Below are 21117 nucleotides of genomic sequence, written 5' to 3'. Positions count from 1 at the left end.
GCCCGTTCCTGCCTAGCCCCGCGCTCGCGGGGATCGCTCCGATGTGGCTCAGCTCCTCGAGGGCGTCCTCTTGTTGGCCCCGCGCTCGCGGGGTCGGGAACGTGTGGGCGGAGGTGGCATGATGCCTACTTCGCCCACGCGCCCTACCGGTACGGGCGACCGCCGCTCACCACGAGCCCGAGCGCCTCGTCGTAGCGCAGCCGGAAGTCTCCGAGCGACGCTTCGCCCTGTTCGTCGAGTGTGAGGGCGAGGCTGTGGCGCAGCCACGGATGGTCCCGCCAGCCCGGCAGCGGGCCGAGTGCCTGCTCGGCCGCCTCGGTCAGCCTGGCGGGAAGGCGGACCGTGCCGCAGAGCACGTCGTCCACCACCTCCGCCGCGACCTCGCCGTTCGGCCCGAGGGCGCGGCCCGTCACCGCCCGGAAGTCGTCTTCCCCGAGACGACGTACCAGGACGACCTCCGTGCTCGGGTCACCGTCGCGGACGAGTGCCTCGAACTGTCCCTCGGCCAGCTTTCCGTGGCCTCCGTAGTGCAGGCCTGCCAGTGTCGGTACCCCGTGCTCCCCGGAGCGGGTCAGTACGTACTCGGCTGCCTTCGCGCGACGCAAGGACTGCCGTTCCTCCCACTCCTGCCGGGCCTGCGCCTCGGACTGCGCCCATGCCGCCGGGACGATCGGGTCCGTGCCGTAGACCCGGGCGACCAGGTCCGGCACCCGGCTGGGGATGCTCCACACGCCTCCACCGGCCATCACCCGCTCCACCTCGGCGGCCGTGCGCAGCAGGAGGTAGCGGCCGTAGATGCCCTCGGAGGCGCGCAGGACGTGCGGTGTGCCTCCGCTGTCGAGGTCGATGCCGGTGACGACGACCGTGGGCTGGGCCAGCAGGGCGGGGCGCTTCACACCGTCGTGGCGGTGGAGGCGGCCGATCCGCTGGAGGAGCAGGTCCATCGGTGCGAGGTCGGTGATCAGCAGGTCGGCGTCGACGTCGAAGGACTGTTCCGCGAGCTGGGTGGCGACGACGATCAGCCTGTCGGGGCGCGCGACGCCAGCGGCCGGCGGGGCGAGGAGGTTCAGCACGTCCTGTGTGCGGTCGGCCCGGTGGCCCGTGTGCAGGCGTCCGTGCAGGAGGCGGACGTCGGCGCCGAACTCCTTGCGGAGGGCGTCGAACGTGGTTTGGGCCCGGTCCACCGTGTTGCGGATGACCAGGACGCACCCGCCGTCGACCAGACGCTCCCTCAGGTAGTCGACCACGGCGGTGTCCGTCTGCCCGGCGTCGTTCTCCGCGGCCCGGGCATCGGTCCGCGTCGGCGGTTCGTCGAGGACCTCGACCCGCACTCGCAAATCGTCACGCCAGGATTCCGTGCTCTCGACCAGTACTTCCGGCTTCCCGTCCGGTCCCGGCCAGGCCGCCGTCACGCTCGGGTACCCCTGCGGCTCGGGAACCTCCAGTGCCACCGGAGCCTCTGCCGACTGCGTTCCGGCCAGGTAGGCGGCGACCAGGCGGCGCCGCTGCTCGGGCGGCAGGGTCGCCGACAGCAGGACCACCGGCACCCCGGCCTGCCCGAGCCACCACAGGCCTTCCAGCAGGAACTGCGACATGTAGACGTCGGCGGCGTGGACCTCGTCGAGGATCACGACCTTGCCGACCAGGCCGGCCATCCGCAGCATCACGTGCTTGGTCCGGGTCGCGGCGAACAGGAGCTGATCGATCGTGCCGACCGCGAACGGGCTCAGCAGGCCGCGCCGACGGCCGAAGAACCACTCGGCCGGAGCCCTGCGCTCCCCGCCCTCGCAACCGTCGAGCCAGTCTGACTGCACGCCGTACTCGTCCACCGTCGAGTAGCGGGCGTCGGCATCCTGACTCCCCTCCCCCGTGTCTTCCAGCAGGCCGCGCCATTCCTTGTTGAACATCCGCTTGCCGTGCAGCAACGCGACCTGGTCCTCCAGCCCCTCCTCGACGTTGTGCAGCCAGGATCGGACCTGGGTGAACATCGGGTCCGCGGTGGCCTGGGTCGGCATGCCCAGGTACACCCCGTCCAGGCCGTACCGGGCAGCCAGCAGCTCCGCCGCCGCCAGCGCGGCCTTCGTCTTCCCCTCCCCCATCGGCGCCTCGACGACCACCAGCCCCGGCCCGCCCATCCGGCGCACCACATCGAGGACCAGTTCCTGCGACGGCCGGGTCCCGTGACCGAAACGGTCCCGGAACGCCTCCGGGCCCGGCGCCGGCAGCGTTCCCCACCCGCCGCGCAGCCCGAGGCTCGACCAGGCCGCAGCCGCCCGCTGCCGCGCCTGATCGATCGTCACCTTCTCCAGATCCGACACCCCGGCGAAGTGCCGCTCGTCGCTGGCGATCCAGTCCGCCATCACCACGAAGCCGGACAGCTGGAGCTGCACCGCACGGCCGGGCACCAGAGCGGGCTCCACCGCTGCCAATGGCAACGCCCCCTCGAAGCCCAACTCCCGGGAGAACACCCCGACCAGCGCCGACTGCGCCAGCTTCCAGGACGCCCCCTTCCCCTGGAGGTCCGCCTTCTTCGGAGGCAGCTGGCCCATCGTGGGGAAGCGACCGTGGTGGCCGGCGACCAGCGGCCAGACCCAGTCGACCTGTTCCTCCACCCACCCCGCGTCGGCAAGCGCCGCCCGCAGCAAGAGGCCTCCGGCCTTGTCGTGCCTCCAGGACTCGGATTTCACCGCGTACTTGTTCCAGGACAGGCCTGATCGGCGAACGGCCTCCGCCAAGTCGGAGTCCAGGTACTGGAAGGCGGGGACGGCCTTGCCGTAGTCATGAATTCCGCACAGCCAGGCGAACAGACGCCGCCCCTTCCCCCGGCCGCCCGCGACGGCGTCCAGGCGCCGCTTTGTCACGGACGGCAGGTAGCGGTCCCAGACGACCTCCGCCACCGCGGCGGTGTCCAGCATGTGCGACAGCAGGAGGTTGGCAGACCCCCCGGCCCGCCCGGCCGACTTCCCCCACAACGCGCCCAGCCAGCCCCTGACCTCGGACGGGTACCACTGCCAGCGGTCCTCAGCCATCGTCCCGACCTCCATGTGCGAGTACGCTTCGGAAGCCTAGGGCGGGACACTGACAATTGGCTTGGATGCGGAAAGAGATGACGATCATTCAGGAACACTGCTACGGACGGTATGCCGAATCGAACTGAATCAATCTGCGCCTCCCGAGGAGGATCGCTGCAGGTCAGGAAGTATCGGCCCCGCGCTCGCGGGGGTTGCTCCGCGTCGAGGGTGGCGGGCCAGGCCCAGGCGCGATCGGCCCCGCGCTCGCGGGGGTTGCTCCGAGGGGGCGGTGCAGCAGTGACCACCACCGTGATCGGCCCCGCGCTCGCGGGGGTTGCTCCGCGATCGGCCCGGCCGCTCGGGCCCGCGGCATATCGGCCCCGCGCTCGCGGGGGTTGCTCCTGGGCCTCGATCGACCACGCCATCGCGGTCAAATCGGCCCCGCGCTCGCGGGGGTTGCTCCCATCACCGACGGCGAGGCCGACGCGGCCGGCAATCGGCCCCGCGCTCGCGGGGGTTGCTCCATCCAGCGCGAGGATCTGTCCCCGCTGGAGGAATCGGCCCCGCGCTCGCGGGGGTTGCTCGGCGGCCCCGAACTCGCCCCGCCGAGTCACCTGATCGGCCCCGCGCTCGCGGGGGTTGCTCGGTGAAGGCCGCCGACGACGCCCAGGCCGCCGCATCGGCCCCGCGCTCGCGGGGGTTGCTCCGAGTACTCCACCCTGTTCCGGCAGATGGGCCTATCGGCCCCGCGCTCGCGGGGGTTGCTCCCGCTACCTGGGCCAGGGCCCCTTCGGCCAGGGATCGGCCCCGCGCTCGCGGGGGTTGCTCCCGCGGCTTGTCGTCGGTGCCGTCGTGCTCGTAATCGGCCCCGCGCTCGCGGGGGTTGCTCCGGTGGCCGCCGCCAGTCCGGTCCGACCACGTGATCGGCCCCGCGCTCGCGGGGGTTGCTCCGTGCCGCCGATGTGCACGGTGGGGGGACCGCCATCGGCCCCGCGCTCGCGGGGGTTGCTCCGTTGTCCGTCTCGCGGTTCGCCAGGGCGCGCTATCGGCCCCGCGCTCGCGGGGGTTGCTCCACCAGGTGGTCCTGGGTCGCTTCCGCCTACGGATCGGCCCCGCGCTCGCGGGGGTTGCTCCCGCGGCCGCACCCGCCTCACCCCGGCCGACGAATCGGCCCCGCGCTCGCGGGGGTTGCTCCTCGATACGAGCAGCCCTCCCTGCTGAGAACCCATCGGCCCCGCGCTCGCGGGGGTTGCTCCTTCTTGAGGACCTTGTCGCGACGGGACTTGGCATCGGCCCCGCGCTCGCGGGGGTTGCTCCGCTGGCAGCCGGGGGACATCCTGCGCGCGCAGATCGGCCCCGCGCTCGCGGGGGTTGCTCCATGTGCCCGTCCCTGCTGCACGCCCTGCTCGAATCGGCCCCGCGCTCGCGGGGGTTGCTCCAGCTCCAACATCGCCGCGTTGGAGCGTCAGATATCGGCCCCGCGCTCGCGGGGGTTGCTCGCCGTCCGGGCGCTGCTGGAGCCGGTGCAGAAGGTCGGCCCCGCGCTCGCGGGGGTTGCTCCGGTCAGCGGCACGGCCCCGCAGGCCACGGCTTCCACCGAGTGCGTCGGGGAGGCGGGCCACGACGACGCCGCGGCCCGCCGGCAACCCCGCAGCCACGAGCCCAACGCCGCCACCGACACCGCGACCGGGTCGCTCTCAGGACTGCCTGGCACACCTCGACCACCTCGAAGCCCTCCGCGACGGCACGGAGGAGGGGAACCTGCTCCGGAGGCGACTGCCGCTGTTCGCCGCCAACACAAACTTCGGCGTGCTCGAGGAGCACGGGCTGCTTCCGAGAGCGGCACCTCGCATGCGGCCGAGCCCGTCGCAGAAAACCTGACCGACGCCGGACGTGCCGAGAAGGCCGTCGCCGTCCTCGAACGGCACGCCCCCGCCGGCCACCACGTCCTGGCCGACGTCCTGGCCGACTGTCTCGTCCGCCTCCTCGTGCGGGCCATCGGCAACCTCCTCCTGCAACAGATCGACACCGGCACCGGCCTCGCCGTCCGGTCAACCGGGACAGCCGGCTCCCCGGACACCCACGACACCATGCCGCTCCGGGACACCCGCCCGAGCTGGCGGCCCGGCGCCGCCCGAAGACTCAGTCCACGCACGGGATGCCGCCCGCCTTCACCGCCGGTCCCTGCATGGGCAGGCCCGCCGCGGGGTCGGCGGACGGGTCGCCCGGCGCGGCGGCGGACGGGGGGACGGGCCTCGGGCTCGGGGTGCGGGCGAGGGTGAGCAGGATGCGGCCCGCCGGGACCCCGGCCGAGAAGACCGCGTTCACCCCGTACCGGGTGGCGAGCAGCTGTGCGTCGGCCCTGGCCCCGGCGCCGTACGCGACCGCGGTGGTCCTGGTCCTGGCCGGGGCGTCGCCGATCCGGCCCGCCTGATAGCCGAGTTCGGCCAGCGCCTTGGCCTCGCCGGCCGCCGCGCCCGCCCCCGCCGCCGCGTGGATGTCGACCGCGGCCCTGGCCGCCACGCTCAGGGTGGCGGAGGGCGACGGGGTCGGCTCGCCGGGCGACTCCCCCGGTGTGACGGCCGGAACGGTCGGCGCCGGTTCGTGGTTGAAGAGCTGCCGGACGATCTTCCTGATCAGGTCCGGGTTGACGGTGTTGACCTCCTGCCCGCCGACCGTCCTGAACCCGCTGATCGGCAGGGTGTTGAACTCCACGTTGCCGCCGGTCAGGTTGGGCGCCTGTTGGGCGAAGTCGAGGATGTTCCACTCGTTGTCGATGACCACGTCCTTCTTCACCACCGCGAACAGCTTCTGCATCTGCCCGAAGTCGTTCAGGATGCCCTGCTGCTTGAGCTTGTACTCGACGGAGGAGAGGAACGCCTGCTGCCGGTGGGTGCGGTCGAGGTCGCCGTTGGTGAGGTGGTGGCGCTGGCGGACGAAGGAGAGCGCCTGCGCGGCGTTGAGGGAGTTGATCCCGGCCGGGAGCCTGAGGCCGGTGCCGCCGCCCTCGTGGGTGGCGGTCCTGGCGGTGATCGGATCGTCCACCGGGTGGTTGAGGCAGACCTGGACCGGCTCGACCGCCTTGGCGATGTCGTAGAAGCCGATCAGGTTGACCTCGGCGAAGTGGTCGATCGGGACGTCCAGGAAGCTCTGCACGGTCTGGATGGTGGCCGAGCGGCCGGCCTCACGGCTGTGCCGCTCCAGCTCCGCCCTGGAGAGCCCCTTGCCCGCCAGCTTCTGTTCGGCGGTCACCTTGGCGATGCCGTACGCCTCCTTGATCTTGTGCATCTTCCCGTCCGCCCCGACGGTCTGCACGTAGTCGTCGCGCGGGACGGAGAGCGCGGTGACCCTGCCGCCGTTGGCCGGGATGTGCAGCACGATCAGGGCGTTGGTGTTGTACCCGCCGATCTCGCTGGAGCCGGCGTGCAGTTCGTCCTCCACGAACTGCTTGGGCAGGTCGTTGCCGTCCATGTCCTTGCGGCTGTCCAGGCCGATCAGCAGCAGGTTGACGGACTTGTCGAGGTGCGGCGGGGCGTTCTTCTTGGCCTCGCTCAGCGCGGCGGACTTGATCATGCCGTCGTCCAGGCGGCGGTACTCGTACCAGGTGAAGCCGCTGGCGCCGAGCACGGCGACCGAGACGGTGCAGGCCAGGGTGCGCCCGGCGACGGTCAGCGGGGCGGTGCCCCGGCGCGGGGCGTGTCCGCGCTGCCCGCGACCGCCGCCACGGCCGCTGCCGTTGCGCTCAGCCACGGTGCCCCCTTCCCGCCGGGGCGGCCGTCCTGCCGGGGCGTCGGCGCTCCCGCACCGTCCGGCGGCGGGCCGCCACCGTGCGGGCCGCGACCACCGCGAGCGCCACCGCCACCGCGGCCGCCATCACCGGGAACGCCCCGACCACCCAGCGCACGGCGCCGGTGCCGAGGTTCTTGCCCTGGTACTTCTCGGGGTGCGCCAGGTACTCGACGCCCGACGCGGTGAGCAGCACCACCACCGGAGCGGCCGTCACCACCCACCAGCGGCCCGCCCGGCCGCACAGCGCGGCCGCGGCGGCCGTCCCGAGCACCGAGCCCACCGCGAGCAGGGGGCCGACGCCGGGCCCGTCGAGTTCGTCCGCGACCGCACCGAGCAGGGGCAGCCCGACCGCCGAGAGCACCGCCACCGTCCCGCCGCGCCGCCGCGCCTGCGACCGGCGGCGGGCAGGCCCGGGGCGGCGGGCCCGGACCTGCCGGGCCGCCCCGGTGTCCGTGCCGTCCCCGGCGGTGCCCGCGGCGGACGCCCGGGAGCGCTGGGCGGGCAGGGCGCGGTCCTCGGTGCGCGGTCCCGCGTGCTGGTACGGCGTTCTCGCCCGCTGACCGGCCATGCGCACTTCCCTCGATCGTTGCGGCTGCGGCGCGATGGCACCGCCTTGCGTGCCGGGACGCCTTCGACCCTGGTGGCGTCCCGCCGGCGACCCGACCTCTACATTGCTGTAGAAGACGGGTTGGAGCATACGAACCCATTTCAGCAAAGTCATCCGCTGCCACCCGGCAGCGGCAGACCGCCTGGTGGGGCGTCGTTAGGATGGTCATGATCCCCGCCACGTCGGCACATCATCAGGAACGCATCAGAGGAGCAGAGCGTCACCATGTTTGAGAATCTGAAGAACCTCGCGGACAAGGCCACCGACCTCGCCCGCGACCACGGCGACGTGATCGGGCAGGGCCTGGACAAGGTCGGCGACGCGATCGACGGCCGCACGGACGGCAAGTACAGCGGGCAGATCGACACCGGCGTCGAGAAGGCGAAGGACTTCCTGCGCAACCTCGACGGCGACCAGAAGCCCGCCGAGTAACCTGCCGCAGGACACGGTCAGCCGCTCGGCGATCGAACGAGCGCACGGGCGAACGGGGAGGGGCGGCAGCGGTGAGCGAGGAGAAGAAAGGGTCCGGCTGGGGACGCTGGCTGGTGATCGGCGTCGTGGTCGTGGCCGGGCTGGGCCTCGTCCGCGGCAACGGCCACGACGGCGAGGCCTCCGCCGACCCCTCGCCCACCGCCACCGCCCCGTCCTCCGGCGCGGCGCCTTCGGCCGGCTCCTCCGCGAAGCCGTCGAAGCCCTCCGGCCGCTACGACCCGGCCGACTACGCCGCGCCGGTCCGCCGGTACGCCGCGGAGGCGGGGGTCAACCCGCAGCTGCTGATGGCGATCCTCTACAACGAGTCGTACAAGCCGCACGACCCGGAGCTGGAACGGGCCTGGCAGCGCGGCAAACCGGACGCCTCCTTCGGCATCGCCAACATGCACCGGGCCGCCTTCGACGACACCAAGCCCGGCCGCCCCTTCGCCTCCCGCCAGTGGGAGGAACTGCCGGACGACCGCGACCTCGCCGTCCAGGCCGCCGCCTGGCACCTGCACGACCTCGCCGCGCAACTGCCCGCCCGGCCGGGCGTGTCGCTCACCCGGGACGAACTGGTCGCCCTCGGCTACAACGCGGGCGCCGGCAACATGCTGGCCTTCGCCAGGGGCGTCAAGATCGGCTCCCAGGCACAGTCCTACCTCGACCGGCTGCGCGACAACTGGTCGAAGTCCGGCGAGGCCGTGAAGTAGCCCGGCCCGTCGGCCGGCCGACGCCGGACCGGGCGGTCCCGGAGCCGCTCCCTCGCCGTGGCGGTCGGCTCCGGGCGGAGGACTCCGGAGGACTCCGGACGCCCCCGGTGGGCTCAGCCCCGGTGGCGGCGCAGCCAGAGCCCGATGGCGACCAGGACGACGGCGACGAAGGCGGTGCCGATGGCCGCCCAGGTGGTGGCGCCGGAGGTGGTCGCGTGGACGTGGCCGGGCGTGACCTCCCGGGCCGAGACGGGGGCGGCGGTCGGCGCCATCGCGGTACCGGTCTCCCGCAGCGGGGCGGGCGTCACCCCGGCGGACCGCGCCGAGCCGTCCGTCCCCAGGGGTTCCGGACCGGTGATCTCGGGGGCGTCGACGTCGAGTTCACCCTCACCGTGCCCGAGGGCGGGGAAGGCGCAGTCCACCGTCACCCGCCAGTGCCCGGCGGGGAGCGCCTCCCTGGTGGTGTACGTCCCGGGCAGACCCGGGACGGTGACCAGGCGCCAGGGGCCGAGGGTGCGGCCGTCGGCGGCGCTCGCGGAGAGCGTTCCGGTGAACTCCCCGGTCACCGGGTCGTGGTCGTTCTCCCAGGTGGCGAAGGTGCTGACGCGGCCGTTCTGCTGGCCGGTGACATCCAGGTGGACGGTGTCGCCGTGGGCGGCGGCGGGCGCGGCGGCGGACAGCACGGCCACGGCGGTGAAGGCGAAGACGGTGAGGGGACGGGTTCGCATACGGGCAGGTCCTCGGGGCGGTGTGGGGGCAGGGACGCTGGGAACGGCCTGGTGCCGGGGTGCGGCCGCCGCCGGGTCGGGCGGCGGCCGTTCCCGGCGCTACGGGTCTTCGGACCCACGGGCCGTGGGGCCCACGGGTGTTGGCGGCTCTGGTCGAAGGGTTGGGGTCGCAGGGCTCGGGCGGAGGGGCTGGGGTCGGGCGGCTCTGGTCGAAGGGTTGGGGTCGCAGGGCTCGGGCGGAGGGGCTGGAGTCGGGGGGCTCGGGTCGAAGGGCTCGACCGACGTACGGGCTGACCGGTTTTACGGACTCACGGAAACAGCCTTACCCGGAACGGCTCATGAGATCTTCGGCAGCGACCAGTTCCGGTAAGACCCGCCCTCCGGGCCGCCGCGGCCCCGACAGCCGTCCGCCGCGGCGTGGCCGCCCACCGGCTCCGGGCAGCAGGGCACCGCCGTCCGCCCCGAAGGTGAACCCACCCCCGGCGGCGCCGAGTTGCCCTGCCCGCACGAGACACCGGGGACGGGACGGACCGGGGCGGGCGGGGCGGCCCGGACGATGCCGATCACCTGGCCGTTCGACAGTGCCTCGAAGCCGGCCGCGGCCGGGGCCGGAACTCCGGCTCAAGACGGCGGAATTCGGCGCGATCTGGCTGATACTCACCTCCGGCCGCGGCGGAGGGGGTTCGGATCCTCCGCCACTCCGGAGACCGGAGGGGGCGCCCGGGAATAACGGAAACCTCTTGCGGAATTCCCCGGGGCGTCGATCCGCCGGGAACGCCCCGGGGCGGGGCGGCACCGGGCAGGGCGGCACCGGAGAGCACCGTCATCGGGGGACGGACGCTCCCCGGCGCGAAGGTGGTGGCGGCCACCCGGCCGCAGCTCCGGGGGGCGCGACCCGGTTGGCCCCGACGGAACGCCGGACCCGTAGGCCGACGTCCGCCGGCGCCCTGACACGGCTGCCCTCAGACCCCAACATGCCCAGAAGAACGGGTATATGACGAAACGTCAGGATCGCGAGGGCGAGAGTCAGGCCGCGGCCTTCACCGACCCCGCTCCGAAGGACACCGCACCGGCTCGCGCCACCGTTGCCGCACCGCCGCCGGCCGCCGTGCCACCGGCCACCGCACCGGCGCCACAGCCTCCGTGCAACCGGGCCAGCCCCGCCGCCAGAGCGGCCCGGTCCCCGCCCAGCCAGAGCCGCAGGGCCGCCGAGAGCGCCGCGCTGGCAGGACCGGCCGCAGGGCCACCGGTCCTGACCAGCCGCTCGCCCAGCAGCGGCAGCAGGTCCGCGACCGGAGCGGGCAGCCACAGGGTGAGCGCGAAGGGCGCCGGTCTCGCCAGGACGCGCAGCAACGGCAGGACGGAGGCGTCGTCGTGCAGCGCGGGGATGACCTCCAGCAGCCCGTCCACCGCCACCTCGGAGACGTCGCCGCCGTGCCCGCGCGCGAGGTCGCGCAGCAGCGCGCGCTCGGCGGCGGTGATCCGGACGGTCAGCATGACCTCGTCGCAGTCCATGGTCCCGGCCCCCTGTCGTGGAGAATTCGTGGTGTGGTCGTCCCGCCGTGGTGTCAGTGCTGTGCCGACAGGGTTCCTGCCCCGATCCGACCGTCCGACACCGGCACCATCAGGCCGTAGTGGCCGTCGAACCGGCGGTAGAGCACCCGGATCCGGCCGTCGCCGGAGTCGGTGTAGCCGGCGAACGGGCGGCCGGTGAGCCAGAGCCGGCGGGCCGCCTCGGCGAGGTCGAGCGGGGGCAGTGCGCCGGTGCCCGCGGCGCACAGTTCCACCGAGCCGTCCGGCGAGCAGCGGTGGACCAGGCTGTCCCGTCCGGTCGCGGCGTCCGCGAAGAGGTGGAACCGCCGGTCGAGGGCGAGCAGTTCGAGCACGGCCTGCCCGGGGGTGCGGCGGGCGGGCACGACCGCCTTGTGCCGGGCGATCCTCCGCTGGGCGAGCGGGCGGTACGCGAACTGCGGGCGGTAGGCGCTCTCGTACGCGACGGCGAAGCCGATGTCGCCCTGTTCGCGCAGCCGGACGGCCCGTCCGGCGAGCGCGCCGAGCGCCAGGTCGACGGACTCCCGCGCGGTGCCGGTGGCCAGCTGGACCCGGACCGGGCCGACGCCCGCCACCACGGCGTCCGCCTGGGCGAGTGCGGGCCTGGCCACCGACCGGTCGCGCGAGCGGGTCAGCCGCAGCCGCAGCGCGCGGGCGTCAGGACCGAGCCCCGCGGCGGTTTCCAGTGCCCGGACCCGGGCGTACTCGGCGTCCTCGCGCGGCAGTTCGCCGCGGATCTCCACCCGGACGTCGGGGGCCGGCCGGTGGCGCAGACGGGTCATCGGGTTCCTCCTTCTCCGCCACCATGCTGACCCTCGTACGTCCGTGCGGCGAGGGTCCAAAGACCCTGCCTTCCGGGCATGCCGCGGATCACCCGGACGGACGCATCCACGCAGGTCAGCACGGATTTTCGAGCACGCACGAAAGGGTCGATCCGATCGGCCGTTGGAGTGATCCCCGCACATTCGGCGCAACGCCCGGGGAACCGGCGCGTTTGCCATGACGTGCGCCCTCCCGCCGGGGGCGCGCGCGGGGTCCGCGCTGGACGGTCCCCCGCCTCCCGGTCGGCCCGCCGGTGCCGACCGGCGCCGTCCGCACCGGCAACTCTGGTGAGAGGTTGTGTCATGTCCCTGCTGACCGAGACGCGGAAGCTGATCGTCCCCCCGAGAACCGCACCCGGTCCTTCCCCCCTGGCCCGCGCCGCCGTCCCCCCGCTGGCCCCCGGTGCCCTGCCCGGTCTCGGGCACGCCGCCGCCCTGCTGCGCGACCCGCTCGGCTTCCTCGGCTCGCTCGCCCGGTACGGCGGCGTGGTCCGCGTCCGGCTCGGCCCGCGCACCGTCTGCGTGGTCACCGACGCCCGGCTGGTCCACACCCTGCTCGTCGCACTGGCCCACGACTGCCCGCGCGGCGCCGTCCAGGACACCCTCAAGACGGCTTTCGGCGACGGCCTGCTGATGTCCGAGGGCCAGGCCCACCGCGACCGCCGGCGGATCGTCCAGCCCGCCTTCGGACAGGACCGGATGGGCGAGTACCTGGCCGTGATGCAGCAGGTCACCGAGGATCGGGCCGGACGCTGGCGCCCCGGCCAAGTCCTCGACGTGGCCAAGGAGATGAACCACCTCGCGCTGGAGATCGTCACCCGCTCCCTGTTCGACGCCCGGCTCAGCGAGGACGCCACCGTCGCCTTCCACCGGGCGCTGCCGGACCTGGTGAAGGGCCAGATCGTCCAGTCCCTGTACCCGACTCCGGGGCTCGCCCGGCTGCCGCTGCCCGTCAACCGGCGCTTCGAGGCCGCCGTCCGGGCGCTCAACAGGGTGGTCGACCAGGCCGTCAGCGGCCGCGCCGCGACCTCGGGCGCGGGGCAGGGCCGGCGCACCCTGCCCGCCCTGCTGCGCGCCGCGACCGACCCGGCCACCGGCTGCCCGCTCACCGAGGCGGACGTGCGCGCCGAGGCGATCACCATGTTCGGCGCGGGCACCGAGACCGTCTCCACCACGCTGACCTGGCTGCTGGACGAACTGCTGCGCCACCCCGAGGCGGAGGCCCGGATCCTCGCCGAGCTGGACGAGCACCTGCCCGCGGGCACCGTCCCCACCCCGGAGGCGCTGGCCAGGCTCACCTACACCCGCAGCGTCACCCAGGAGGTGGTGCGGCTGCACGCGCCGAACGCCTTCCTGATGCGCACCGCCCAGGTGCCGGTCGAACTCGGCCCGTACCGTGTCCCGGCCGGTACCGAGCTGCTGTACAGCCTCACGGCGCTGCACCGCGACCCGGTGCGCTACCCGGAGCCGATGCGCTTCAGGCCCGAGCGCTGGCAGGACGCCGGCGGCACCGGACGGCCGTCCTTCCTGCCCTTCGGGGCGGGCAAGCACAAGTGCATCGGCGAGGCCTTCGCCTGGGCGGAGCTGACCGTCGCGGCCGCGGCGATCCTGCGCCGCTGGCGGCCGACGGCGGTGCCGGGCGCCCGGGCCCGCGAGGTGGTGTGGACCACGGTCCAGGCGCACGGCCTGCGGGTCCGGCTCGCGCCGCGCGGTGCGCGCTCCCCGCGCGGGGGCGCCTCGGCGGCCTCCCCCGAGGGTGATTCCGCCTCCTCACCGGGAGCCACAGTGCCCGCCCGGGCCGCCGGGCCGGCACCGGGCCGGTGTCCGTTCGCCGACCTCCTCTGCCCGGCCACCCTCGCCGCGACTCCCCCACTGCCCCCGCTGCCCCCGGTCACCCCGGCGCCCGCCGTCCCGGCGGACCCCCGCCGGTCCCGCGACCTGCGCCTCGCCGCCGACCGGCACGCCGACTGGGCGGTCCACCGCGGCCTGCTCACCCCGTCGGAGCTGCCCCGCTACCGGGCCTACGCGCTGCACGAGCTGATCGGCCACGCGTTCCCCCGCGTCCGGGGCGCCGAACTCGACCTCCTGGTCGACGTGCTGGGCTGGTTCACCATCCTGGACGACCGTTTCGACGGCTCGCCCGGGCGCCACCCAGCTGAGGCCCACGCCCTGGTCGACCCGCTGATCGCGGTCCTCGAAGGAGCCCGCGGCGGGAGCCCGTCCGATGGCCGACTACTCGACTCCTGGCGGGAGTTGTGGCACCGGCAGACCGCCTCGATGTCCCCTGAGTGGCGCGCCAGGGCGGCCCGGGAGTGGCGCGCCTGCCTGGCCACCTTCCCCGCCGAGGCCGACCACCGCGCCCGCGGCACCGTCCCCGCCCTCGGCCTCGACCTGACGGACACCATGCGGCTGCGCCGGCACGGCAGTTGCCTCTACCCGTTCATGAACATAATGGAACGGGTCCACGGCGCCGACGCCCCGGCCGCCCTGCACGCGGAGCCCGCGCTGCACCGGCTGCGGGCCAACACCGCCGACGCCGCCACACTGATCAACGACCTCTATTCGCTGGAGCGCGAGGAACGGCAGACCACGGCCGCGTTCAACACCGTGCTCACCCTCCAGCGGACCCACGGCTGCACCCGGGGCCGGGCCGTCCACGCGGTGCGCGTCCAGGTGGCACGGCTGCGGCAGGAGAGCGAGGAACTGCGCCTCGAGCTGCTGCGCCGCCATCCGGCCGGACGCTGGTACCTGGAGGGCACCCGGCAGCTGGTCGCCGGTGTGCAGGCGTGGACCAGCACCAGCGACCGCTACCTGGTACCGGACGGCGGGCGGCACCGGTGAGCCGCCCGCCCCCCGGGGGCTACTTCCGGTCGCCGAGCGCGAACAGCAGCAGCACGAAACCGGCGAACAGGTGCGTGGCGAAGATGTAGATGCCCGCGCGGATCAGCATCGCCTTGCGGCGCCGCTTCTCCTCGCTCGTACCGTCGCCCGTACTCTCGCCGGTGCTGTCGTTCATGGTGGTGCTTCTCCTCGGATCGGGCGGACGGGCCGGGCGCGGCTCAGCGGGGCCGGCCACCGGTGGCGCGCAGCTCGGTGAGCAGCGCGCCCTGGTCGGTGATCAGCTCCGTCAGGATCCGACGGGCCGCGCGCAGCAGCTCGGCGACGTCCGGGGTGCTGAGCGCGTACACCACCGTGTTGCCCTCACGGGTCGCGGTGACCAGCTGGGTGCGGCGCAGCACCGCGAGCTGCTGGGAGAGGTTGGACGGCTCGACCTCGATCTCCGCCAGCAGCTCGCGGACCGGCCGGGGGCCGTCCTGGAGCAGCTCCAGGACCCGGATCCGCACGGGGTGGCCGAGGGTGCGGAAGAACTCCGCCTTGGCCTGGTACAGCGGGACCGGCATCGTCCGCTCTCTCCCTCGGGTCCGGTTCGGTGGTCGTCCGGCCGGGCGGGGGTCGATGCCGCGGCCGGTAGGCATCATCGCGACAGATGAAGATTTCTTCAAGTCGTCACTGCGCGCCGGCTCCCCGCAGACCCCGGCCGGACGGCCCCTCGCCCGGCCGCGACCGGGCCCGGACATCCGAAAGCCGAGCCCGGGATGCTGCCAACTCCCGGGCTCGGCCGTCATGGTGACGATATGTCAGCCGTCAGCAGACTACAGGCACGTCCACCGTGGCCGGCACCTGGCCGCTCCAGAACCCCTCGACGTCGAAGGACACGTGCACGGTCGACCCGCAGGCCACCGTGGCCGCGATGCCGTCGACCCGCACGGTGGACACCTGGAACACGGTGCGGCCGTTCACCGTACCGAGCGAGGCCCCGCCGGCCACGTTCGCCGACAGGTGGGTCACCAGGTCCTTCGGCGCCGGCGGCCACGGGGTGCCCGGGGACGGCGGACCGGCCAGGCCGATCTTCCCGTAGATCGCGACGCTGTCGCCGGTCACGTCGGCGCAGGCGTAGGTGGCCAGGCCGGCCTGGAGGCTGTAGGAGCCGCAGGTGGTGACGGTGGCGGTGGTGGTGGCGGCAGTCGGGGTCGCGGCGAGCGCCGGGACGGGCGCCGCGAGCAGGGTGACGGCGCCGGCGGCGATCCAGGTGGCGCGACTCATGCGGTTCATCGGTGCCTCCTCCTTCGGAGGGTATGAGGACGGACTAGGGCAGGTGATGTGGGACATGTGATATTTCATAGGCCCACGACAGGAACTTTCCCATGCGATTCCTGTGCCCTGGCGCCGATTTACCCTTCAAACCGAACCCTCGACCGAAATCAGACCTTCGATGGCGCAATCACCCTCGGACGGCCCAACCGGCACCGCCATCCAGGCGACGCCCGCGTGGAGCCCCGGTGAACCACGTCCGAACCGCCGCCGGGCCCGCCCCGGCGGCCACCGCGCCGTCGGCCCGCGCACCCGATCGGCGGGTGGCAGGACCTACCGGAACGGTGCCGCCGGGCGGGGCCTGCGGCGCATCTGCTCACCCGCCGCCGGCTCGGTCCAGCGAGGCGCGCAGCCCGTCGACCCTGGCCACGGCCTCGATGAAGGCGTGCCGGTCCAGGCGGCCGTCATCCAGCGCGGCGGCCAGGGCCTCGGTGGCCTCCTCGGCCTGCCCGGGGTCGCGGGCGGAGCAGAGCATCAGGTCCATCCCGGCCCCGGCGGCGGCCAGCGCGCGGTCTCCGGCGTCGCCGTACGGGGCGAGCGCCTTGGCTTCCATGGCGTCGGTGACGGTCACGCCGTCGAAGCCGAGCCGGCCGCGGAGCTCGCCCTGGATGATCGTGGACGAGAAGCCGGCCGGGTGGTCCGGATCCAGCGCCGGGTAGACCGCCCAGGAGGCCATCACCAGCCGCACGCCCGCCGCGATGGCGGTCCGGTACGGGGCCTCACCCCGGGAGCGGAGCTGTGACAGCGGGACGTTCAGAGTGACCTGGCCCTCGTCGGTGTTCGCGCCCCGGGGCGCGGCGCCGAGGCCGGGGAAGTGCTTGGCGGTCGCGGCCACCCCGAGGCCCTGCTGGGCGGCGAGGAAGGCGGTGCCCAGCTCCGCCACCGCGCCAGGGTCCTGGCCGTAGGAGCGCTCGTAGTGGTCGATGAAGTTGTCCGGCTTGTCGTAGACGTCGAGCACCGGAGCGAGGTTGAGGTTCAGCCCGGCATCGGCGAGCGTCCGGGCGGCACCGGCCCCGGACTCCGCCGCCGCGGCGACCGGGTCCGCGGCGGAACCCACGCTCCGGGCGGAGAGCTCGGGCGCGCCGGGCAGCCGGCGGACCTTGCCGCCCTCCTGATCGGTCATCAGCAGCAGGGTGCGCGGGTGCGGGGCCTCGGCCGCGGCCTGCTTCAAGTCGGCGACGGCCCTGGCGAGTTGTTCCGGGCTGGTGACGTTCTCGCCGAACAGGATCACGCCGGCGGCCCGGCCCTCCCTGAGCGTCCGGAGCACCCCGGCCGGCGGCGTCGGGCCGGAGTACGACAGCACGATCCGCCGTCCGGCGAGCACCCGGGAGTCCTCCTGCTCCTGGACGGCCATCGCCGCGCTCCTCTCACCGGCAGCATCCGGAGCGCCGGGGGCGCCAGGCTCTCCGGTACTCCCCGGCGGCCGGGTGGGCGAGCCGAGCGGGACCGGCCCGAGCGCGGCCCCCATGACGGCCAGCACCACCCCGAACTGGGCGACACTGCGAAACGGGACCATCACGCCTCCCGGGTCGGATGTTGACTTCAGCATGTCAATCTACCCAGGGAGGCGGACCACCACGCTCCAGCCGCGTCGGATTCATCCGACAATCCGATACTTCCGACGCGATCGCGCCGCCGGCCCCGCGCCCGACACCCGGGCCCACACCCCGAAAGGCCGAGGTGAGGACACCCGGACACCTCGCGGCCGAAGCTCCCGACGCGGCGTCAGCACGGGGTGCGGGACGGGCCGGCCTACGCCTCGGTAACCGATGGCAGGATGCGCACACGTCCCGCTAGACTCCGCCAGCTCGCTCACATGTACGACCTTTCCGTACACGACCTGCCCACAACGGGGGGATGAGATGAACGTGCTGCCGATCGGCAGACGAGTACGACGAAGGCGGGGTGGGGGCGGCCGCGCAGCCGCCTCCGGAGCCCTGCTGCTGGCCGTCCTGGCCTCGCTGGTGAGCCAGGCCGCGCCGGCCCGGGCCGTGGGGGCGGCGACGGCCGCGGCCGTCGCGCCGCAGGCGGGCGCACCGGCCGAACCGAACGCGAACCCGAACCCGGCCGCCGGGCCGAGCGCGGACCCGAGCCCTGCCGCGTCCGCCGCGTCCGCCGCGTCCGCCGCACCCGGCCGGGAGGCCGACCGCAAGGCCGACCAGCAGACCCTCGCCCAGGAGCTGCGCCAGGCCGACCCGAGCGGCCCGTGCCCGACGGCGCTGCGGTCCGGCGCGGTGGCGAGCTGCGCCGCCGACCCGAGCGGGACCACCGTCTTCAGCCTCGACCTGCCACAGCAGAAGGACCTGCTGCTCCTGCAGATCGTCCCCACCCAGGGCTCGGTCACCCCGACCGTGATCGCGCCCGACGGCACTGCCGTGACCTGCGACGACCCGGTCGGCCCGAGCTGGGACGGCAACAGGACGCTGCGCTGCGCCACCACCCGGGCGGGCACCTACACGCTGAAGGTGGAGACCTACTCCGCCGCGCCGACCGGCCTCGCACTCTCCTACCTGCCGCTGCTGTCCACCACCGCGTGCCGGACGCTCGGCGCCGCCGACCTCGCCCTCGGCGCCCCGACCGACGTCCAGGGCTCGCTGGCCCTCGGCTCGGCCGGTGACTGCTACCGGGTGGACGGCCTCGCCGCCGGCGACGTGCTCCGCACCGGTTCCACCGGCCAGCGCGGCAGCGTCGTCGTCTACGACGGCACGGGCGCCGAGGTCTGCGGCAAGTCGACCTACCCCGACTGCCGGCTCACCGGCTCCGCGCCGTACCGCTTCACCGTCCAGCGCTACAACGGCGCGGCCCTGGCGTACGACGTCTTCGCGGCGCGGTTCTCCCACCCGGAGGGCTGCACGCTCGTCGAGCCCCAGGCGTTCGGCGTCTCCCCCGACCTGACCGCCACCACGCGCTGCCGGACGCTGCGCGTCCCGGAGTCGACGCGGTACGGCTTCGGCCCGCTCGTCACGAACGACGGCTCCGTCCCCGGCGCGCTGTTCGCCGCCGACGGCACCGCCCAGGGGGAACCCTGCTTCCAGGGCGCCTGCGACCTGACGACGGGTGACTACACCTGGGCCGTCGACGCCTACGCGCCGCCCTCGGTCGGCGCGTACGGCATGGCCTTCCACTCGGCCAGGGAGACCCGGGGCTGCGTCGCGGCCAACGACACCGGTCTGACGGCCGGTCCGGCCACGGGCACCTTCGGCGGCCTCGGCCAGCAGCTCTGCCTGGCCCTGCCGACGGCCTCGGGCAAGGGCGTGTACCTGCTCAACCGGCCGCCCGCCGACGGCGCGACGGTCGATGCCCAGGTCTTCGACGCCTCGGGGGCCAAGCAGTGCGAGATCACCCGCGGCGCGTCCGTCGCCTGCAAGCTCACCGGCACCGCCCCGTTCCGCGCGGTGCTGACCGGCACGCCGTCCAAGGCCTACGGGCTGGTGGTCCACCGGAGCGAGGCGACCGGTGGCTGCACCGCCTGGCCGCGGAGCGGGTTCGACGGCAGCTGGGGCGCCGAGGTCCCGGTGACCGAGGCCGCTCCGCAGGCCTGCCTGAGCCTGCCCGCGGACCGGCACTCCGTCACCGAGCTGACCGACTACACCAACACCACGAACAGGCTCAACGCCGACGTGACGGTGTTCGACGCGTCCGGCGCCCCGGTCTGCACGGCGGTCGCGGGCGGAAACTCGGCCAAGTCCTGCCGACTGGCCACCGGCGTGGCCTACACCGCGCTGCTGATCGGCTGGGGCGGGGCCGACACCTACCGGCTGGCCCGGCACGACATCTCGCCGAGCGCGAACTGCCTGACCCCGTCCTCGACCAGGGTCGGCGGCCCCGGCATCTCCTTCGACCTGACCTCCGCACTGGACGCCCGGTGCGTCCGGGTCACCGCCGCGAGCGGCGACAAGTACACCCTGGGCGTCCGGACCTCGGACGGCGCGTACGGCAAGAACGCGCTGCTCGGCGTGCTCGACGCCGAGGGCAAGCAGGTCTGCACCCAGTTCGGCGTCTCCTGCCAGCTCACCGGTGCGGGCTCGTACACCGCGGTCGTGCTCGCCTCCGGGTACGCGGGCGCGACGATCCACGCCGGTGTGGACGCCTGGAAGGTCGGGACGGCCGCGGGCTGGGCGCCCGAGTGCGCCGCGAACCCGGTCAGCGTCGAGGGCTTCCCGCAGCGCGGCGGGGTCTTCACCGACGACTCGACCGCCTACTGCGCCGTGGTCGACATGAAGGCCAACCAGTCCTTCAACGTGGTCGGCACCACCAGCGCCACCCGGCAGGACGACTTCCCGCTGCTGCGCCTGCTCCGGGGCTCCCGCTGGAACGACGAGTACGGCTACCAGTGCTCCTCCAACTACGGGGCCTTCGGCGGCCGGTGCTCGTCCGACTCGCAGCCCGAGCAGGCCGTGCTGATCCTCAGCCACGCCACCGCGGGCACGCCGGTCGAGTACAGCATGCAGGGCGTCTGCGACTTCTCCTCCTGCCCGGGACCGCAGCCGCAGCCGGCCCTGGCCTCGGTCAGCCCGTCCACCGGCGCCGCCGGGACGTGGATCCAGGCCGTGATCAGGGGCAAGGGGCTCCACCTCGGCAACAAGGCCAAGCTGGTGGGCAACGGCGCCCCCACCTACCCGGTGACGACGACCCTGTCCGCCAGCGCCGACGGCACCTCACTCGACGTGCTGCTCGACACCAACGGCCTGGCACCCGGCAGTTACGACATCGCGCTCGACGGCGTCTACGGGGTCTCGCTCCCCGGCGCCTTCACCGTCACCGCCGCCACCCCCACGACCAGGAGCCGGTTCGTCCCGATCGACCCGGCCCGTTTCCTGGACACCAGGAACGGCACCGGCGCCCCCGCCCAGCGGGTCGGCGAGGGCGGCGTCGTCGCCCTCCAGGTGGCCGGCGTCAAGGGCGTCCCGGCGACCGGCGTCACCGCCGTCGTCATGAACGTCACCGCCGTCAACCCGACCCAGCCCGGCCACGTCACCGTCTACCCCGACGGCCAGGCCCGCCCGGACGTCTCCAACCTCAACTTCGAGGCCGGCCAGATCGTCCCGAACCTGGTGACGGTCCCGGTGCTGAACGGGAAGGTCGACCTGCGCAACAACGCGGGCTCCGTCGACCTGATCGCCGACGTCACCGGCTACTACACCGACGGGGCCACCGGTTCCGCGCTCACTCCGATCACCCCGGCCCGTTTCCTGGACACCAGGAACGGCACCGGCGCCCCCGCCCAGCGGGTCGGCGAGGGCGGCGTCGTCGCCCTCCAGGTGGCCGGCGTCA

Annotated in this window: 13 protein-coding genes, 1 pseudogene and 1 CRISPR repeat array; of the genes and pseudogenes, 4 read left to right on the top strand and 10 right to left on the bottom strand. The window is 74.0% G+C overall.

Annotation, left to right across the window (positions count from 1 at the left end):
- Positions 1-143: 143 nt before the first annotated feature.
- From cas3 to ACZ7C5_RS17355, 3 genes are all read right to left on the bottom strand, one after another.
- Entirely contained in the window at positions 144-3029 is a 2886-nt protein-coding gene (gene cas3 / locus ACZ7C5_RS17365; RefSeq protein ID WP_470322866.1) for a CRISPR-associated helicase Cas3', read from the bottom strand.
- Positions 3030-3201: 172 nt separating this feature from the next.
- A CRISPR array of direct repeats spans positions 3202-4572; the repeat unit is 29 nt; unit sequence ATCGGCCCCGCGCTCGCGGGGGTTGCTCC.
- Positions 4573-5153: 581 nt separating this feature from the next.
- Complete coding sequence (locus ACZ7C5_RS17360; RefSeq protein ID WP_470322865.1) at positions 5154-6761, bottom strand: LCP family protein; 1608 nt, start codon at positions 6759-6761, stop codon at positions 5154-5156.
- The gene (locus ACZ7C5_RS17355; RefSeq protein WP_470322864.1) at positions 6754-7368 is read right to left on the bottom strand and encodes a DUF6542 domain-containing protein; all 615 of its coding nucleotides are present in this window, start codon (positions 7366-7368) and stop codon (positions 6754-6756) included. Before ACZ7C5_RS17355 ends, ACZ7C5_RS17360 begins: the two co-directional genes overlap by 8 nt.
- Positions 7369-7632: 264 nt before the next feature.
- On the opposite strand from ACZ7C5_RS17355, the gene ACZ7C5_RS17350 reads away from it, so the two are divergent.
- Together ACZ7C5_RS17350 and ACZ7C5_RS17345 are read left to right on the top strand one after the other, a co-directional pair.
- Positions 7633-7839 (top strand): antitoxin, encoded by a 207-nt coding sequence (locus tag ACZ7C5_RS17350; RefSeq protein ID WP_401084140.1) that lies wholly within the window; start codon positions 7633-7635, stop codon positions 7837-7839.
- Between the two features lie 71 nt (positions 7840-7910).
- Positions 7911-8591 carry a transglycosylase SLT domain-containing protein gene (locus ACZ7C5_RS17345; RefSeq protein ID WP_401084138.1) on the top strand — a complete coding sequence of 227 codons (681 nt, stop codon included), beginning with the start codon at positions 7911-7913 and terminating at the stop codon, positions 8589-8591.
- 113 nt (positions 8592-8704) lie between these two features.
- On the opposite strand, the gene ACZ7C5_RS17340 is transcribed toward ACZ7C5_RS17345, so the two are convergent.
- The 3 genes from ACZ7C5_RS17340 to ACZ7C5_RS17330 all read right to left on the bottom strand — a co-directional run bounded on the left by ACZ7C5_RS17340 (position 8705) and on the right by ACZ7C5_RS17330 (position 11652).
- Positions 8705-9319 (bottom strand): hypothetical protein, encoded by a 615-nt coding sequence (locus tag ACZ7C5_RS17340; protein ID WP_470322863.1) that lies wholly within the window; start codon positions 9317-9319, stop codon positions 8705-8707.
- Positions 9320-10345: 1026 nt separating this feature from the next.
- Positions 10346-10834, bottom strand: coding sequence for a hypothetical protein (locus ACZ7C5_RS17335; RefSeq protein WP_401084134.1), 489 nt, complete (start codon positions 10832-10834; stop codon positions 10346-10348).
- A 53-nt stretch (positions 10835-10887) separates the two neighbouring features.
- Positions 10888-11652, bottom strand: coding sequence for a sigma 54 modulation/S30EA ribosomal C-terminal domain-containing protein (locus ACZ7C5_RS17330; protein ID WP_470322862.1), 765 nt, complete (start codon positions 11650-11652; stop codon positions 10888-10890).
- Positions 11653-11994: 342 nt separating this feature from the next.
- Here ACZ7C5_RS17330 and ACZ7C5_RS17325 point away from each other — a divergent pair, with 342 nt between their 5' ends.
- Positions 11995-14532 carry a cytochrome P450 gene (locus ACZ7C5_RS17325; protein WP_470322861.1) on the top strand — a complete coding sequence of 846 codons (2538 nt, stop codon included), beginning with the start codon at positions 11995-11997 and terminating at the stop codon, positions 14530-14532.
- Positions 14533-14551: 19 nt separating this feature from the next.
- On the opposite strand, the gene ACZ7C5_RS17320 is transcribed toward ACZ7C5_RS17325, so the two are convergent.
- The 4 genes from ACZ7C5_RS17320 to ACZ7C5_RS17305 form a co-directional block, all read right to left on the bottom strand.
- Positions 14552-14707, bottom strand: a complete 156-nt coding sequence (locus tag ACZ7C5_RS17320) for a DUF6126 family protein (protein WP_401084128.1) — start codon at positions 14705-14707, stop codon at positions 14552-14554.
- A 43-nt stretch (positions 14708-14750) separates the two neighbouring features.
- Positions 14751-15092 carry an ArsR/SmtB family transcription factor gene (locus tag ACZ7C5_RS17315; RefSeq protein ID WP_188299909.1) on the bottom strand — a complete coding sequence of 114 codons (342 nt, stop codon included), beginning with the start codon at positions 15090-15092 and terminating at the stop codon, positions 14751-14753.
- A 244-nt stretch (positions 15093-15336) separates the two neighbouring features.
- Positions 15337-15804 (bottom strand): hypothetical protein, encoded by a 468-nt coding sequence (locus ACZ7C5_RS17310; protein ID WP_401084126.1) that lies wholly within the window; start codon positions 15802-15804, stop codon positions 15337-15339.
- A 355-nt stretch (positions 15805-16159) separates the two neighbouring features.
- Entirely contained in the window at positions 16160-17197 is a 1038-nt protein-coding gene (locus ACZ7C5_RS17305; protein WP_470322860.1) for a glycoside hydrolase family 3 N-terminal domain-containing protein, read from the bottom strand.
- Positions 17198-17705: 508 nt separating this feature from the next.
- Here ACZ7C5_RS17305 and ACZ7C5_RS17300 point away from each other — a divergent pair.
- Positions 17706-21117: pseudogene (locus tag ACZ7C5_RS17300) on the top strand (hypothetical protein); the annotation flags it as partial.

Source organism: Kitasatospora sp. NPDC036993, from assembly GCF_055607525.1.
The sequence above is the reverse complement of the archived record's forward strand: the minus strand, read 5'-3'. Positions and strand labels throughout refer to the sequence as shown.